The sequence below is a fragment of the Pseudomonas sp. R76 genome (genome assembly GCF_009834565.1).
Lineage (GTDB): Bacteria > Pseudomonadota > Gammaproteobacteria > Pseudomonadales > Pseudomonadaceae > Aquipseudomonas.
In genome coordinates, this window is sequence record NZ_CP019428.1 from 5117142 (window position 1) to 5129967 (window position 12826).

Annotated in this window: 14 protein-coding genes, 1 tRNA gene and 1 pseudogene; 12 read left to right on the forward strand and 4 right to left on the reverse strand. The window is 58.9% G+C overall.

The genetic code is table 11. The features are described 5' to 3' along the window. Nucleotides 1-12: 12 nt before the first annotated feature. From PspR76_RS22950 to PspR76_RS22960, 3 genes are all read left to right on the forward strand, one after another. On the forward strand, nt 13-747 hold the full coding sequence (locus tag PspR76_RS22950) for a phosphoadenylyl-sulfate reductase (protein WP_159958981.1): 735 nt from the start codon (nt 13-15) through the stop codon (nt 745-747). A 469-nt stretch (nt 748-1216) separates the two neighbouring features. Further along, nucleotides 1217-2746, forward strand: coding sequence for an NCS1 family nucleobase:cation symporter-1 (locus tag PspR76_RS22955; RefSeq protein WP_159958983.1), 1530 nt, complete (start codon nt 1217-1219; stop codon nt 2744-2746). A gap of 13 nt (nt 2747-2759) precedes the next feature. Beyond that, nucleotides 2760-3479 (forward strand): aspartate/glutamate racemase family protein, encoded by a 720-nt coding sequence (locus PspR76_RS22960; protein ID WP_159958984.1) that lies wholly within the window; start codon nt 2760-2762, stop codon nt 3477-3479. 128 nt (nt 3480-3607) lie between these two features. Here PspR76_RS22960 and PspR76_RS22965 read toward each other — a convergent pair whose 3' ends face one another. After that, entirely contained in the window at nt 3608-4543 is a 936-nt protein-coding gene (locus PspR76_RS22965; protein ID WP_159958986.1) for a LysR family transcriptional regulator, read from the reverse strand. Nucleotides 4544-4649: 106 nt separating this feature from the next. Here PspR76_RS22965 and PspR76_RS22970 point away from each other — a divergent pair, with 106 nt between their 5' ends. Further along, nucleotides 4650-5396: a 3-oxoacyl-ACP reductase family protein gene (locus PspR76_RS22970; protein ID WP_159958988.1), complete on the forward strand. Its 747-nt coding sequence runs from the start codon at nt 4650-4652 to the stop codon at nt 5394-5396. Between the two features lie 140 nt (nt 5397-5536). On the opposite strand, the gene PspR76_RS22975 is transcribed toward PspR76_RS22970, so the two are convergent. Further along, a complete protein-coding gene (locus tag PspR76_RS22975; RefSeq protein ID WP_159958990.1) occupies nt 5537-6226 on the reverse strand; it encodes an HAD-IA family hydrolase in 690 nt (229 codons plus the stop codon). Nucleotides 6227-6538: 312 nt separating this feature from the next. Between PspR76_RS22975 and PspR76_RS22980 the strand changes: the two genes are divergently transcribed. Beyond that, nucleotides 6539-6865, forward strand: a complete 327-nt coding sequence (locus PspR76_RS22980; RefSeq protein WP_159958992.1) for a helix-turn-helix domain-containing protein — start codon at nt 6539-6541, stop codon at nt 6863-6865. A 105-nt stretch (nt 6866-6970) separates the two neighbouring features. Further along, nucleotides 6971-7327 carry a DUF2784 domain-containing protein gene (locus tag PspR76_RS22985; protein ID WP_159958994.1) on the forward strand — a complete coding sequence of 119 codons (357 nt, stop codon included), beginning with the start codon at nt 6971-6973 and terminating at the stop codon, nt 7325-7327. Here PspR76_RS22985 and PspR76_RS22990 read toward each other — a convergent pair. Further along, nucleotides 7314-8282, reverse strand: a complete 969-nt coding sequence (locus PspR76_RS22990) for an NAD-dependent epimerase/dehydratase family protein (RefSeq protein ID WP_159958996.1) — start codon at nt 8280-8282, stop codon at nt 7314-7316. The genes PspR76_RS22985 and PspR76_RS22990 overlap by 14 nt on opposite strands. Before the next feature lie 92 nt (nt 8283-8374). Between PspR76_RS22990 and PspR76_RS22995 the strand changes: the two genes are divergently transcribed. The 5 genes and pseudogenes from PspR76_RS22995 to PspR76_RS23015 all read left to right on the forward strand — a co-directional run bounded on the left by PspR76_RS22995 (nt 8375) and on the right by PspR76_RS23015 (nt 11325). After that, a complete protein-coding gene (locus PspR76_RS22995) occupies nt 8375-9259 on the forward strand; it encodes a LysR family transcriptional regulator (protein WP_159958998.1) in 885 nt (294 codons plus the stop codon). Nucleotides 9260-9313: 54 nt separating this feature from the next. Then, nucleotides 9314-9892: a DUF4337 domain-containing protein gene (locus tag PspR76_RS23000; protein WP_159959000.1), complete on the forward strand. Its 579-nt coding sequence runs from the start codon at nt 9314-9316 to the stop codon at nt 9890-9892. A 225-nt stretch (nt 9893-10117) separates the two neighbouring features. Continuing rightward, a pseudogene (locus tag PspR76_RS23005) lies at nt 10118-10293 on the forward strand (M24 family metallopeptidase); the annotation flags it as partial. 9 nt (nt 10294-10302) lie between these two features. Next, nucleotides 10303-10656 carry a gamma-glutamylcyclotransferase family protein gene (locus PspR76_RS23010; RefSeq protein WP_094950323.1) on the forward strand — a complete coding sequence of 118 codons (354 nt, stop codon included), beginning with the start codon at nt 10303-10305 and terminating at the stop codon, nt 10654-10656. 399 nt (nt 10657-11055) lie between these two features. After that, a complete protein-coding gene (locus tag PspR76_RS23015) occupies nt 11056-11325 on the forward strand; it encodes a short-chain dehydrogenase (RefSeq protein ID WP_159959002.1) in 270 nt (89 codons plus the stop codon). Nucleotides 11326-11620: 295 nt separating this feature from the next. Here PspR76_RS23015 and PspR76_RS23020 read toward each other — a convergent pair. Beyond that, a tRNA-Ser gene (locus PspR76_RS23020) sits at nt 11621-11710 on the reverse strand. Between the two features lie 336 nt (nt 11711-12046). Here PspR76_RS23020 and PspR76_RS23025 point away from each other — a divergent pair. Further along, a complete protein-coding gene (locus PspR76_RS23025) occupies nt 12047-12739 on the forward strand; it encodes a crotonase/enoyl-CoA hydratase family protein (protein ID WP_159959005.1) in 693 nt (230 codons plus the stop codon). The last annotated feature ends 87 nt before the right edge of the window (nt 12740-12826 follow it).

Consider the following 12826-nt stretch of genomic DNA (forward strand, 5'->3'; position numbering starts at 1 on the left):
GGAACCGTCCTGATGAACCAAGCCTTCGACGTCGTTGAACTCGCCACGACTTATGCCAACAAATCCGCTCAGGACATTCTCAAGCTGGCGTTCAGCCAGTTCGGTGATGACCTGTGGATTTCCTTCAGCGGTGCCGAGGACGTGGTGCTGGTCGACATGGCCTGGAAGCTGAACAAGAACGTCAAGGTGTTCAGCCTAGACACCGGCCGCCTGCACCCGGAGACCTACCGGTTTATCGAGCAGGTGCGCGAGTTCTACAAGATCGACATCGAACTGATCTCGCCGGACCAGAGCAAGCTGGAGCCCTTCGTCAAGCAAAAGGGCCTGTTCAGTTTCTACAAGGACGGCCATGGCGAATGCTGCGGCGTGCGCAAGATCGAACCGCTGCGTCGCAAGCTGTCCGGCGTAAGTGCCTGGGCTACCGGCCAACGCCGTGACCAGAGCCCCGGCACCCGCAGCCAGGTGGCGGCGTTGGAAATCGATACGGCGTTCTCCACGCCGGAACGCACCCTGTACAAATTCAACCCGCTGGCGCAGATGACCAGCGAGGAAGTCTGGGGTTACATCCGCATGCTCGAGCTGCCGTATAACAGCCTGCATGAGCGCGGGTTTATCAGCATCGGCTGCGAGCCGTGCACCCGGCCTGTGTTGCCGAACCAGCATGAGCGTGAAGGCCGCTGGTGGTGGGAGGAAGCCACGCAGAAGGAATGTGGGCTGCATGCTGGGAATATCATCAGCAAGGCCTGATCGCTGACACGGTAAAAATGTGGGAGCGGGCTTGCTCGCGAATGCGGTGTGTCAGTCAACTTATGTGGAGCTGACAGACCGTATTCGCGAGCAAGCCCGCTCCCACATTTTGATTTGTGGGGGGCACAGATTTTGTACACACCTATGTAACTATCGGTGTCATTTATGTGTGCAATTCATATTTTTTCGCACCAAAACGTAACACCCCTCCTCGTGGGCTGTTTGCCTCTCCGATAGAGAACCTTCTCGTCCAAAAATAAATACCTGTTCAGACGGTCAATTTATATCGCTTTAAATTCAGCTAGTTATTTTATTCATCAGTAAAAACGAAATTACCCACAGTTTTTATAGATCGAAAACTGGCACGCATGTGGCTTAAGGTGAATTACGCTTTGTATACAATAAATACAAAACCTACATACACTTTGCCATCTGCAACGCTCGTGCAGATGCGCCGGAGCCTGCCGGAATGCGTACAAGCCTCTCGAATAACATCGCACTGGATCTGCCCTCCTCCGCCCTGAACCCCGAGGCGCCAAGCCCCGGCCCGCTGGTACTCAGCCCGCGCCTGCATAACAGAGACCTGGCGCCCACCAAGGTCGAAGGCCGACGTTGGGGCTGCTACAGCATCTTTGCGCTGTGGACCAATGACGTGCACAACATCGCTAATTATTCATTTGCCATCGGTTTGTATGCGCTGGGACTGGGCGGCTGGCAGATTTTGATGTCGCTGGGCATCGGTGCGGCGCTGGTGTACTTCTTCATGAACTTGTCGGGGTTTATGGGCCAGAAGACCGGCGTGCCTTTCCCGGTTATCAGCCGCATCAGTTTCGGCATTCACGGTGCACAACTTCCGGCGTTGATTCGCGCGGTGATAGCGATTGCCTGGTTTGGGATCCAGACCTACTTGGCTTCGGTGGTTTTTCGCGTGCTGTTGTCGGCGATTCACCCGGGCTTTGCCGACTATGACCACAACTCAATCCTCGGCCTGTCGACCCTCGGCTGGGCGTGTTTCGTGGCGATATGGTTTGTGCAACTGGTGATCCTGGCGTACGGCATGGAAATGGTGCGCCGCTATGAAGCATTCGCCGGGCCGGTGATCCTGGTGACGGTGGCGTCGCTGGCCGGCTGGATGTACTTCCAGGTTGGCGGCAATATTGCCTGGTCGATCCGCGAGCCGCTGAGTGGCGGCGAAATGTGGCGCAATATCTTTGCCGGTGGCGCGCTGTGGCTGACCATCTACGGCACGCTGATCCTCAATTTCTGCGACTTTGCTCGCTCCTCGCCCTGCCGCAAGACCATCCTGGTCGGTAATTTCTGGGGCTTGCCGGTGAACATCCTGGTGTTTGCCGCGATTACCGTGCTGCTGTGCGGCGGGCAATTCCAGCTCAATGGCCGGGTGATCGAAAGCCCGAACGAAATCATCGCGGCCATCCCCAATACCTTCTTCCTCGTGCTGGGCTGCCTGGCGTTCCTGATCGTCACCGTGGCGGTGAACATCATGGCCAACTTCGTCGCACCCGCGTTTGTGCTGAGTAACCTGGCGCCCAAGTACCTGAACTTTCGCCGCGCCGGATTGATCAGCGCCACCCTGGCGGTGCTGATCCTGCCGTGGAACCTCTACAACAGCCCGCTGGTGATTGTGTATTTCCTCTCCGGCCTGGGCGCACTGCTGGGGCCGCTGTACGGGGTGATCATGGTCGATTACTGGCTGATTCGTAAAAGCCAGGTGGATGTCCTGCAGCTGTATAGCGAAGACCCCAATGGCGTTTATTACTACAGCCGTGGGGTCAATCTACGCGCGGTCGCGGCGTTTATTCCTGCGGCGGTGATCGCGATTCTGTTGGCGCTGCTGCCCGGCTTTGCCAGCGTCGCACCGTTTTCCTGGCTGTTTGGCGCCGGTATTGCAGGGCTGTTGTACCTGTTGATCGCCAAGCGTCAGCCGTTCTACGCCGATATCAGCGGCGAAAGCATTGCAGTCGATAACGTCAGTCACTAACCAAGGACATTCCATGCGTATCCTCGTGGTCAACGTCAACACCACCGAATCCATCACCGAAACCATCGCCCAACAGGCGCGGGCCGTGGCCGCGCCCGGCACCGAGATCGTCGGGCTCACCCCGTACTTTGGCGCCGAGTCGGTGGAGGGCAATTTTGAGAGCTACCTGGCGGCCATTGCGGTGATGGACCGAGTGATGGCTTACGACCAGCCGTTTGATGCGGTGATCCAGGCTGGTTATGGCGAGCATGGCCGTGAAGGCTTGCAGGAACTGTTGAACGTGCCGGTAGTGGACATTACCGAAGCGGCGGCCAGCACGGCGATGTTTTTGGGCCATGCCTATTCGGTGGTGACTACGCTGGACCGTACCGTGCCGTTGATCGAAGACCGGCTGAAACTTGCTGGCCTGTATCAGCGCTGTGCCTCGGTGCGCGCCAATGGCATGGCCGTGCTGGAGCTGGAAGAGGATCCGCTGGCCGCCATGGAAGCTATCGTGCGCCAGGCGGAACTGGCCATCCGCGAGGACAAGGCCGAGGTGATCTGCCTCGGCTGCGGCGGCATGGCCGGGCTGGATGAGCAGATTCGCCAGCGTACGGGTGTGCCGGTGGTGGATGGGGTGACGGCGGCGGTGACGATTGCTGAGTCGCTGGTGCGGCTGGGGTTGTCGACGTCGAAGATCAGGACTTATGCGACGCCGCGGCCGAAGAAGGTTATTGGCTGGCCTGGCAGGTAGACCGAGGCGCCTGCATCGCGGGCAAGCCCGCTCCCACAGTAGATCGCATTTTCCTGTGGGGGCTGGATTCAGGCTCAAAATGCATTTTCCTGTGGGAGCTGGCTTGCCTGCGATGGCCGCGCCTCGGTCTACAGCCGTGCCTGAACCGCGCTGAATCGCTGGCCCCACCGCTGCTCGGCAAACTGCTCGATGATGAAATCCACAAACGCCCGGGTTTTGCCGGGCAGTAGTTTGTGTTCGGCGTAGTAGATAGAGATGTTGCCATCATCGACGTACCACTCCGGCAACACCCGCACTACCGCGCCACTGTCGAGAAACGGCAGCGCCATCGGCATGCTCACCAGCGCAATACCCAGGCCTTGGGCGCTGGCGCAACAGGCGGCTTCGGAGTCGCTCATGGTCATGCCGGGCTTGAGCACCAACGGGCGTTGCTCACGCTCCGGGCCAGTAAGCTGCCAAGAGCGCACGCGGCCGGTTTGCGGAGAGCGGATCAGGATGCCCAGGCACCGCGATAAATCTTCGGGCGCCTGCACTGGCAGGCGTCGCGCCAGATAATCCGGCGCAGCCACCAGCACCCGGTGCGCCGGTGTCAGCTTGCGCGCTACCACCCCCGGCGGCAGTTCAAAACCACCGCCAATAGCCGCATCGAAGCCCTGGCCGATCAAGTCGACCTGGCGGTTATCGAAATGCCAGTCCGGGCTGATATCCGGAAAGCGCCGCATAAACTCCCCCAGCAGCGGCACCATATAACGATTACCGAACACCGTGCCCATGCTGACCTTGAGCGTGCCCACCGGCCGCCCTTCGGCGCTGGCAAGGTTGGCCACGGCGTTCTGGATAGTCGTGAGGCTACCGCTGACTTCGTCGAGGAACAGCTTGCCGGCCTCGGTCAGGGTCAGCCGGCGGGTGCTGCGCTGGAACAGCCGCACACCCAGGCGCGCTTCCAGCTTGGCAACGCTTTTGCCTACCGCCGCCGGGGTCAGGCTGAGGTGCCGGGCTGCCTCGGCAAAGCTGCCGCCTTCGGCGCTGCGCACAAAGCATTCGATACTGCCAAAGCTTTCCATATCGCCCCACTCTAAACTTTTGGTTTACACAGACTATAGCAATCACGGTCTACCGGGCTGGCGGGGTGAGGTCGATACTCGACTCATCAACTACCTGGAGATCGACATGACCACACACAACCTCATTGGCAAAGTTGCCTTGATTCAGGGCGGTTCCCGCGGTATTGGCGCCGCCATCGTCAAGCGCCTGGCCGCAGAAGGCGCAGCCGTCGCCTTTACCTACGTCAGCTCGGCGGCAAAAGCCGAAGAATTGCAAAACAGCGTGATCGACGCAGGCGGCAAAGCCTTGGCCATTCAAGCTGACAGCGCGGATGCCACGGCGATTCGCAATGCGGTCAACGCCACCGTCGAAGCCTTTGGGCGCCTGGATATTCTGGTGAACAACGCCGGTGTATTGGCCATCGCACCGCTGGAAGACTTCAAGCTGGAAGATTTTGACCAGACCTTGGCGATCAATGTGCGCAGCGTATTTATCGCCACCCAGGAAGCGGCCAAACATATGGGTAAAGGCGGCCGTGTGATCAACATCGGCAGCACCAATGCCGAGCGCATGCCGTTCGGCGGTGGTGGGCCGTATGCGATGAGCAAGGCAGCACTGGTGGGGTTGACCAAGGGTTTGGCGCGGGACCTGGGGCCACGAGGCATTACGATAAACAACGTGCAACCTGGGCCGGTGGACACTGACATGAACCCGGCGAACAGTGAATTTGCCGAGACGTTGATTGGGTTGATGGCGGTGGGGCGTTATGGGCAGGTGGAGGAGATTGCGAGTTTTGTGGCGTATCTGGCGGGGCCTGAGGCTGGGTATATCACTGGTGCGAGCTTGACCATTGATGGTGGTTTCAGCGCCTGATCGGAAAGGTCTTCAGAACACTGCGAAACCAAATGTGGGAGCGGGCTTGCTCGCGAAGGCGGCGTGTCAGTCAATGAATACATCGACTGATGCACCGCTTTCGCAGGCAAGCCAGCTCCCACATTTTTGACGCTGTATATTCAGGGGAAAGGGGGTAGGCCGTAGGCGGCCAGGTCGAAGTCTGCGAGTTTGCGGATGATCTGGTCGGCATGCGCGTACTTGCCGTCGGCCATGGCTTCATCCGGCACGGCGATGGCGGTCATGTGGGCGGCCTTCGCGGCGGTTACGCCGAACGGCGAATCTTCGAACACCAGGCAATCTTCTGGCGCCACGCCCAGGCGGCGGGCGGCGGTGAGGAAGATATCCGGCGCAGGTTTGGCGGCGCCGACTTCCGGGTCATCAGCCGTCACGATGGTGCCGAACAGGCTAAACCATTCGCGGTGCAAGGTGGTCTTGTGGCCAAACGAGTTGCGCGACGAACTGGTGCCCACCGCGATTGGAATGTTGTGCGCCTTCAAGTGCCGCACCAGCGCTTCGGCGCCGGGCATGCCCAGGGCCTTGGGGAACCGCTCGCTCATCAGCGGTTCACGAATTTCCAGAAATTCAGCCGGTGTAATCGGCAAGTCCAGTGCCTTGACCACATAGTCCGCCAGGTCCTGGGCGCCACGGCCGATGATGTGTTGCTTGATGCCCCAGTCATAAGTGCGGCCGTAACGTTCGGCGATGATCTGCGTGACTTCGGTGTAGATGCCTTCAGTGTCCAGCAACAAGCCGTCCATATCGAAAATCACGGCCTTGATTGGACCGACTGCAGTACGCGGTGCATTCATCACAACAGAACCTTGGGAGAAGGACTAAAAGGATTCAGCACAATAGCGGCCCAGGTTGCCTGCAAGCAACCTTTGCGGCTCGGTATTGATAACCACACTGATCAACTACGCCAAGGCAGTTGTGGGCAAACGCACGCGTCGTAACGTTTGCGAAGTAAGGCTTACATGCAGCAACAGCTTCGATCAGCTGGCCTCGGGAGACAGGCTAACGTTGGAAGGCACCCGGCTTAGTGTATTTGCAAAAAAGGCCGTAAAAACTTGTTAAAGCCTTATCAAAAAATAAGCCTTAAATAAGGCTTAAGCAGGAAAAACATGATCAGTGCGTCCCCCCACATACAAGTCATCAATGACCTGGAAGGCAAGCCTGCGTTTGTGGTTATCCCTTACGGGCAATACCTCGCACAGCAAGGCAGAAACCACCTTATTCCGTATCAAGTCGTCAGCCTGATTATCGATGGGGTCAGCCCCATCCGCGCCTGGCGCGAGCACCTGAACTTGACCCAGATAGAAGTCGCCAACCGCCTGGGAATTTCACAATCCGCTTTCGCCCAACAGGAAGCGGTGAACAAACCTCGCCGGGCAACGCGGGAAAAGATAGCCAAGGCGTTTGGCATTAAGGCCACTCAACTGGAGCTATAGCGTTACTCAGGAAAATCCGCGCCCTCATTTACCTCAGCCACACGTTAAAATCAGCTGGAACACCACGGCGCCTGAAGCCGGCCAACCTTAAAAGCGAACCCACACATGCTCTATCGCGTCGCCGCCGACAGCCTGGTGCTGTTTCACCTGTGTTTCATCCTGTTCGTGCTGTTCGGCGGGCTGCTGGCGCTCAAATGGCGGCCGGTCATGTGGCTGCACCTGCCCGCTGCAGCCTGGGGTATGGCCGTGGAAGTGTTCCACCTGCCCTGCCCGCTGACCCAATGGGAAAACCTGCTACGCCACCTCGCCGGGCAGGACGGTTATGGCGGTGGGTTTATCGAGCATTACATCCTCACGCTGATCTACCCGGCCGGGCTGACCCCAAACATTCAATTGGTGCTCGGGGCGCTGGTGTTGCTGATCAATCTCGCGGTGTATGTACGCCTGATCAGACGGGCGTAGGCAGGCAGCCAAGGTCGAGCAATGTGGCTTCCACCGCTTGTTCCAGCGGCGTGTGCGGTTCCCGCCCCAACGTCGCAACCAGTCGACTGTTATCGAGTAACAGCGGTGTTTGCCACAGGTAACGCATCTCCTGCATCTCGCGGATGGTGACGACAAAGGGCGCCATTAATTTCATCAACCACCACGGGAAGCGACCTACGCGGGGTTGATGGCCCGTCTTACGCAGTACCACACGCTGGATCGCCTGGGTCATCTGCCTGCCATCGGTGTCCACGTGCCCCGCCATATGAAAGCGCGCGAACGCATCAAGGCTTGCCCGCCGCTCAATCAACTCGAGCATAGTGCGCGCCACATCCGGCAGGTACGCCCATTGATGTGCCACACCGGGAACGCCCGGATAACTCACGGCGCTTACCGGCTTGCCGGGCTTGACCAGCCCTTGGGCAAACCAGTTGTTAGCCACCCGCGCACCGAAAAAGTCCCCGGCGCGCACGATCAACACCCGCGCGCCCTGGCGGGAAGCCGCCTCTAACCGCTGCTCCAGCTGCACGCGGATCGCGCCTTTGCGGGTTTGCGGGTGCTGCGGCGAGTCTTCGTGCAAAACGGGAAAGGCGTCCGGCCCGAAGTTGTAGACCGTACCGGGCAACACGATGGTCGCCCCCTCGGCGATGGCCGCCGTAATGCTGTTGTCGATCATCGGCAATACCAGCTCAGCCCAGTTGCGATAACCCGGCGGGTTGACCGCATGCACGATCACCGCGCAACCACGGGCAGCAGAGAGCACGTCTTGACGATTGAGCGCGTCGCCCTTAATCCAGGACAAGGTCGAGTTCTCACGCCGGGCCTTGTCCACATCCCGGGTCAACGCACAGACCTCCCATCCCGACGCGCTCATCTGCCGCGCCACTTCGCCACCAATCCCGCCCGTTGCACCCAATACCAGAACCTTGCCCATGACCTTCTCCTACTGTGTTGGTGAAGCCATTTTGTGGGCGGCATCGCTATAGATAAATTGCCGAAGAGCATCCAGCCGCTATACATTTATGCATGGCAACGAATATTGGTTGGGAGCTTTACCGGTCATTCCTCGGCGTACTCAAGGAAGGCTCGTTGTCGGGGGCCGCACGGCAGCTCGGCATCACACAGCCCACGGTCGGCCGGCACATTGCTGCGCTGGAAACGGCGCTGGGCGTGGTGCTGTTCACCCGCTCGCCTACCGGGCTGTTGCCCACTGCCGTCGCCCATACGTTGCGCGCCCACGCCGAAACCATGGAACGCACCGCCGCCGCCCTCGAACGCGCGGCGTCCTCACAGGGCGATGAAGTGCGCGGCGTGGTGCGGGTCTCCGCCAGTGAAGTGGTCGGCGTGGAGGTGTTGCCGCCGATCATCACCGAACTGCGCCGCCAGCACCCGCACCTGCGCGTTGAATTGATCCTGACCAACCGCCTGATCGACCTGCTGCAACTGGAAGCCGACATCGCCGTGCGCATGGTGCGCCCCAGCCAGGAGCAACTGCTGGCGCGACGCGTGGGCTTGATTGAAGTGGGCCTGCATGCCCATGACGACTACCTGCAAGCACACGGCACCCCACGTCAAATGCAGGACTTGGTCAGCCACTCAGTGATCGGCTTCGACCAGGAAAACGCGTTTATCCGCAGCCTGGCCATCAAGGGCTTTGAACGCAGCGCCTTTGCCCTCAGCAGCGACAGCGACTTGGCGCAATTGGCGCTGATCCGCGCGGGTGCCGGTATCGGCGGCTGCCAGGTGCAACTGGCCAAGCAGGACCCGCGCCTGCGGCGGGTGCTGCCTGAAGGTTTCGCGTTCAAGATGGACACCTGGGTGACCATGCACGAAGACCTGCGCAACAGCCCGCGCTGCCGGGTGACCTTTGATGCGCTGGTCGCGGGTTTGCAGCGTTACGTACAGGCTTGAGACAGCTTCACTGGTAAAGAATCAGTCTCCCTCATTCCGTTCGTAGACGCCCCCATGTCCGAAGCCTTCGAAGTCCCCAGCCCCCACGAAAAACACATCGAACACACCACCGAACATGCCCACGGCCGCGGTGACAATTTCGCCAGCCGCATCGCCGTGATGACCGCGCTGATGGCCACCCTCGGCGCCATGCTCAGCTACCAGGCCGGCTCCACCGAGAGCGAAGCGGCGATGGACAAAAACAACGCCGCCATCATCAAGACCGAAGCCGCCAACCAGTGGAACTACTACCAGGCCAAGTCCAGCCGCCAGAACCTGGCGGAACTGGCCACGCACATTCCCGGCGTGGATGCCGCGCATTACAAGGATGAGATCGAACGCTACAAAGGCCAGAAGGAAGAAGTGCGCAAGCAGGCCGAAAAGCTCGAAGCGACTTCGCGGGAATGGGACCAGAAGTCCGAAGAAGCCCTGCACCAGCACCACCGCTGGGCCCAGGCGATGACCGCGATTCAGATCGCGATTTCATTGGCGGCGATTACGTTACTCACGCGCAAGGAATGGCTCAAACGCATGTCCTACACCGCCGGCGGCGTAGCCGTAGTACTGGGCACCCTGGCCTGGCTACACCTCTAACAAACTGAACACGATTAAAAATGTAGGAGCTGGCTTGCCTGCGATAGCGGTGGGTCAAGCAGCATTAATGTCTGCTCTGCCACCGCCATCGCAGGCAAGCCAGCTCCCACCTTTAATCTCCAGTGTTTTCAGGATTGGGCTCTGCCGTCACCTCGCTATATAGTAAAACGCACAACGCCGTTCAACCCGAGGACATCCCGCTGACCGCACAACCCAAAGAAGCCCGAGCTGTACCGCTACGCCGAGAAACAGGCCATGGGCTGGCGACTCAACCTCGACATCAAGGGCCACCGCATGGCGATTTCGAGCACTGCCCGAATGCCGGGCTGTGGATTCTGGAAATCCAGATTGCCCACCCGAGCAAGCCCTACGGCGCTTTTTACGAAGACTTACTCGCTTAAGGAATACCTATGGAACACTCCACCCAATTTCCTGTGCTGCTGTTTTCCTACGGCACCTTGCAAGACAAGGCCGTGCAACTGGCCAACTTCGGCCGGGAGTTAGTCGGGCAGCACGACGCCATGCTCGGCTATTCGCAAAGCTGGGTAGAAATCACCGACCCGGAAGTGCTGGCCACCAGCGGCAAGACCCACCACCCGATCGTGGCGCCGACCGAGGAAAAGGCTGCCAGCGTTGAAGGCATGGTCTTTCAGATCAACGAGCAGGAACTGGCAGCGGCGGATGCCTATGAAGTGTCGGACTACAAACGCGTGTCCGTGGCGCTGGCGTCAGGCCTGACTGCATGGGTGTACGTGCAGGCGTAATACGACGGCATGCGCATGAGCATCTGCATGAGGCAACGGAACATGGGCATCGGCATTGAGGCTGGGGGATCGTGCGCTAGACAAATCAGTTTGAGCAACGTCCTACATTTCATTCAGAAGCTTCGGCCTGCCGCTTCAAAATCGCCAAGCCTATAGTCACGCGGTCGCCCATATGGCGAACGGGTTTGGCGACTCGACGATAAATCGAAAGAAACGTCCACGCGTATTTGCGGGATGCTTCTGCGCGCAATAAGCTGCTCAACGGTAGCTGTGCGCGGGAGACCTTCGGGTCTGCCGGTTTTTCCGATTGTCCCGGTTCGCCAACCTGCGTACAGCTGCCACCCTTTTGTTTGGCGACAAATGTGTGGTTGCTATCCTCTGACAACCGGAGTTCCACACATGAACCAATACATAGCCCTTACCAGCAACGACAGCGCCACCCCTGCCCTGTTTATCGATACCACCGTGCCACTGGAAATACTCCTCGACGCCGCAAGTTGTCGGCTTCGGGCTGTCACCCAAGTTCTTGAGAACCTTGCACTACGTAGTGAAATAAGTAGTGATGCAGTTGTGCTCAGCGACTTTGCCCTGCTCTGCTCAATTCCGCTGCGCGACGGCTGCGACCTGCTGGATGTAATAGCACGGCGGATGGACATGCCGCGCGTATGATCTAAGAACGCCCCGTTTTCAAACGCCACAACCCCCCAGGTCTCTGACGAAACCTGGGGGTTTTGTTTGTCTCGTATTTGACGCCACGTCCCTCGCTTTAGAACTCAAGGGCTCGCCTATACACTGAGCTGTAATGGCACCTGTGGGATTTTGGACGCTTCCCCGGCGGGCGCATCAATTCGGAATCGCCGGTGGCGTTCCCATGAATGTTCCCATATCGCCCTTTTTCCAGACGCCAAAAACCACAAACCCCCGGCTTTCTCTAGGAAAACCGGGGGTTTGTGTTTACTTAATGTGGCGGTGAAGGAGAGATTCGAACTCTCGATACAATTTCTTGTATACACACTTTCCAGGCGTGCTCCTTAAGCCACTCGGACACTTCACCGTATCTCGTCAAACCAGTTCAGTCTGTCGAGGCGCGCTAATGTAGTCGAAAGCCTTTCTGATGGCAAAGGTTTTTTTCAGAATTTTCATGCGGTTAGACGGTTATGCCGTTGCCCGCCCGGCAAGGGGCGGTGATTGTGCCATTCTCGGGCATCGGCGGTGTGTGTTTGGGATGGCCGCCGCGCCCTGCTTCGGGCCGTCTACCCGTGGGGATGCGGGAAAAGTCTGACTGGGTAGTCAGTCACGGCGCTTTACCGGGGCGGGCGTGGTGGGTAACGTCTGCGCATGCGCTTCTATAAACAGCCTATCTATAACAAATCCTACAAGGAACCGCGTCATGAGTGAGTTGATTGCCTACCACCTCGAAGACGGTATCGCGACCCTGACCTTGAGCAACGGCAAGGTGAATGCCATTTCTCCGGCGGTGGTCAGTGAGTTTAATGCGGCACTGGATCAGGCCGAGAAGGATCGGGCAGTGGTGATCATCACCGGCACGCCGGGGATTCTGTCGGGTGGTTATGATTTGAAGGTGATGACAGCCGGGCCTAAAGAGGCGATCAGCCTGGTAACGTCGGGCTCGACGTTGGCGCGTCGCCTGTTGTCGCACCCCTTCCCGGTGATTGTGGCGTGCCCTGGGCATGCGGTGGCCAAAGGTGCGTTCCTGCTGTTGTCGGCGGATTATCGGATTGGCGTGGAAGGCCCGTTCAGCATTGGCCTGAATGAAGTGGCAATCGGTATGACCATGCACCATGCCGGTATCGAGCTGGCGCGGGATCGTCTGCGCAAGTCGGCGTTTCATCGTTCGGTGATCAATGCCGAGATGTTCGACCCGCAGGGCGCCTTGGGCGCTGGCTTCCTCGATAAGGTGGTAGCACCGGAGGAGCTGCACGCGGCGGCGCTGGAAGCGGCGCGTCAGTTGAAGAAGATCAACATGAACGCCCACAAACACACCAAGCTGAAGGTGCGTAAGGCACTGCTGGAAGCCTTGGATGATGCAATCATTCAGGACCAGGGCCATAACCTGGGCTGATGCTTACAAGCTGCTGTTATGAAGCCCGACCTTGAGTCGGGCTTTTTCTTACAAACCAATCCGAAACATCCTAAACCGCTCTAGCCG

What these genes read in the sequence shown, in the direction of transcription:
- PspR76_RS22950 (WP_159958981.1), top strand. Translation starts at nt 13, where the DNA reads ATGAACCAAGCCTTCGACGTCGTTGAACTCGCCACGACTTATGCCAAC.
- PspR76_RS22955 (WP_159958983.1), top strand. Translation starts at nt 1,217, where the DNA reads ATGCGTACAAGCCTCTCGAATAACATCGCACTGGATCTGCCCTCCTCC.
- PspR76_RS22960 (WP_159958984.1), top strand. Translation starts at nt 2,760, where the DNA reads ATGCGTATCCTCGTGGTCAACGTCAACACCACCGAATCCATCACCGAA.
- PspR76_RS22965 (WP_159958986.1), bottom strand. Translation starts at nt 4,543, where the DNA reads ATGGAAAGCTTTGGCAGTATCGAATGCTTTGTGCGCAGCGCCGAAGGC.
- PspR76_RS22970 (WP_159958988.1), top strand. Translation starts at nt 4,650, where the DNA reads ATGACCACACACAACCTCATTGGCAAAGTTGCCTTGATTCAGGGCGGT.
- PspR76_RS22975 (WP_159958990.1), bottom strand. Translation starts at nt 6,226, where the DNA reads ATGAATGCACCGCGTACTGCAGTCGGTCCAATCAAGGCCGTGATTTTC.
- PspR76_RS22980 (WP_159958992.1), top strand. Translation starts at nt 6,539, where the DNA reads ATGATCAGTGCGTCCCCCCACATACAAGTCATCAATGACCTGGAAGGC.
- PspR76_RS22985 (WP_159958994.1), top strand. Translation starts at nt 6,971, where the DNA reads ATGCTCTATCGCGTCGCCGCCGACAGCCTGGTGCTGTTTCACCTGTGT.
- PspR76_RS22990 (WP_159958996.1), bottom strand. Translation starts at nt 8,282, where the DNA reads ATGGGCAAGGTTCTGGTATTGGGTGCAACGGGCGGGATTGGTGGCGAA.
- PspR76_RS22995 (WP_159958998.1), top strand. Translation starts at nt 8,375, where the DNA reads ATGGCAACGAATATTGGTTGGGAGCTTTACCGGTCATTCCTCGGCGTA.
- PspR76_RS23000 (WP_159959000.1), top strand. Translation starts at nt 9,314, where the DNA reads ATGTCCGAAGCCTTCGAAGTCCCCAGCCCCCACGAAAAACACATCGAA.
- PspR76_RS23010 (WP_094950323.1), top strand. Translation starts at nt 10,303, where the DNA reads ATGGAACACTCCACCCAATTTCCTGTGCTGCTGTTTTCCTACGGCACC.
- PspR76_RS23015 (WP_159959002.1), top strand. Translation starts at nt 11,056, where the DNA reads ATGAACCAATACATAGCCCTTACCAGCAACGACAGCGCCACCCCTGCC.
- PspR76_RS23025 (WP_159959005.1), top strand. Translation starts at nt 12,047, where the DNA reads ATGAGTGAGTTGATTGCCTACCACCTCGAAGACGGTATCGCGACCCTG.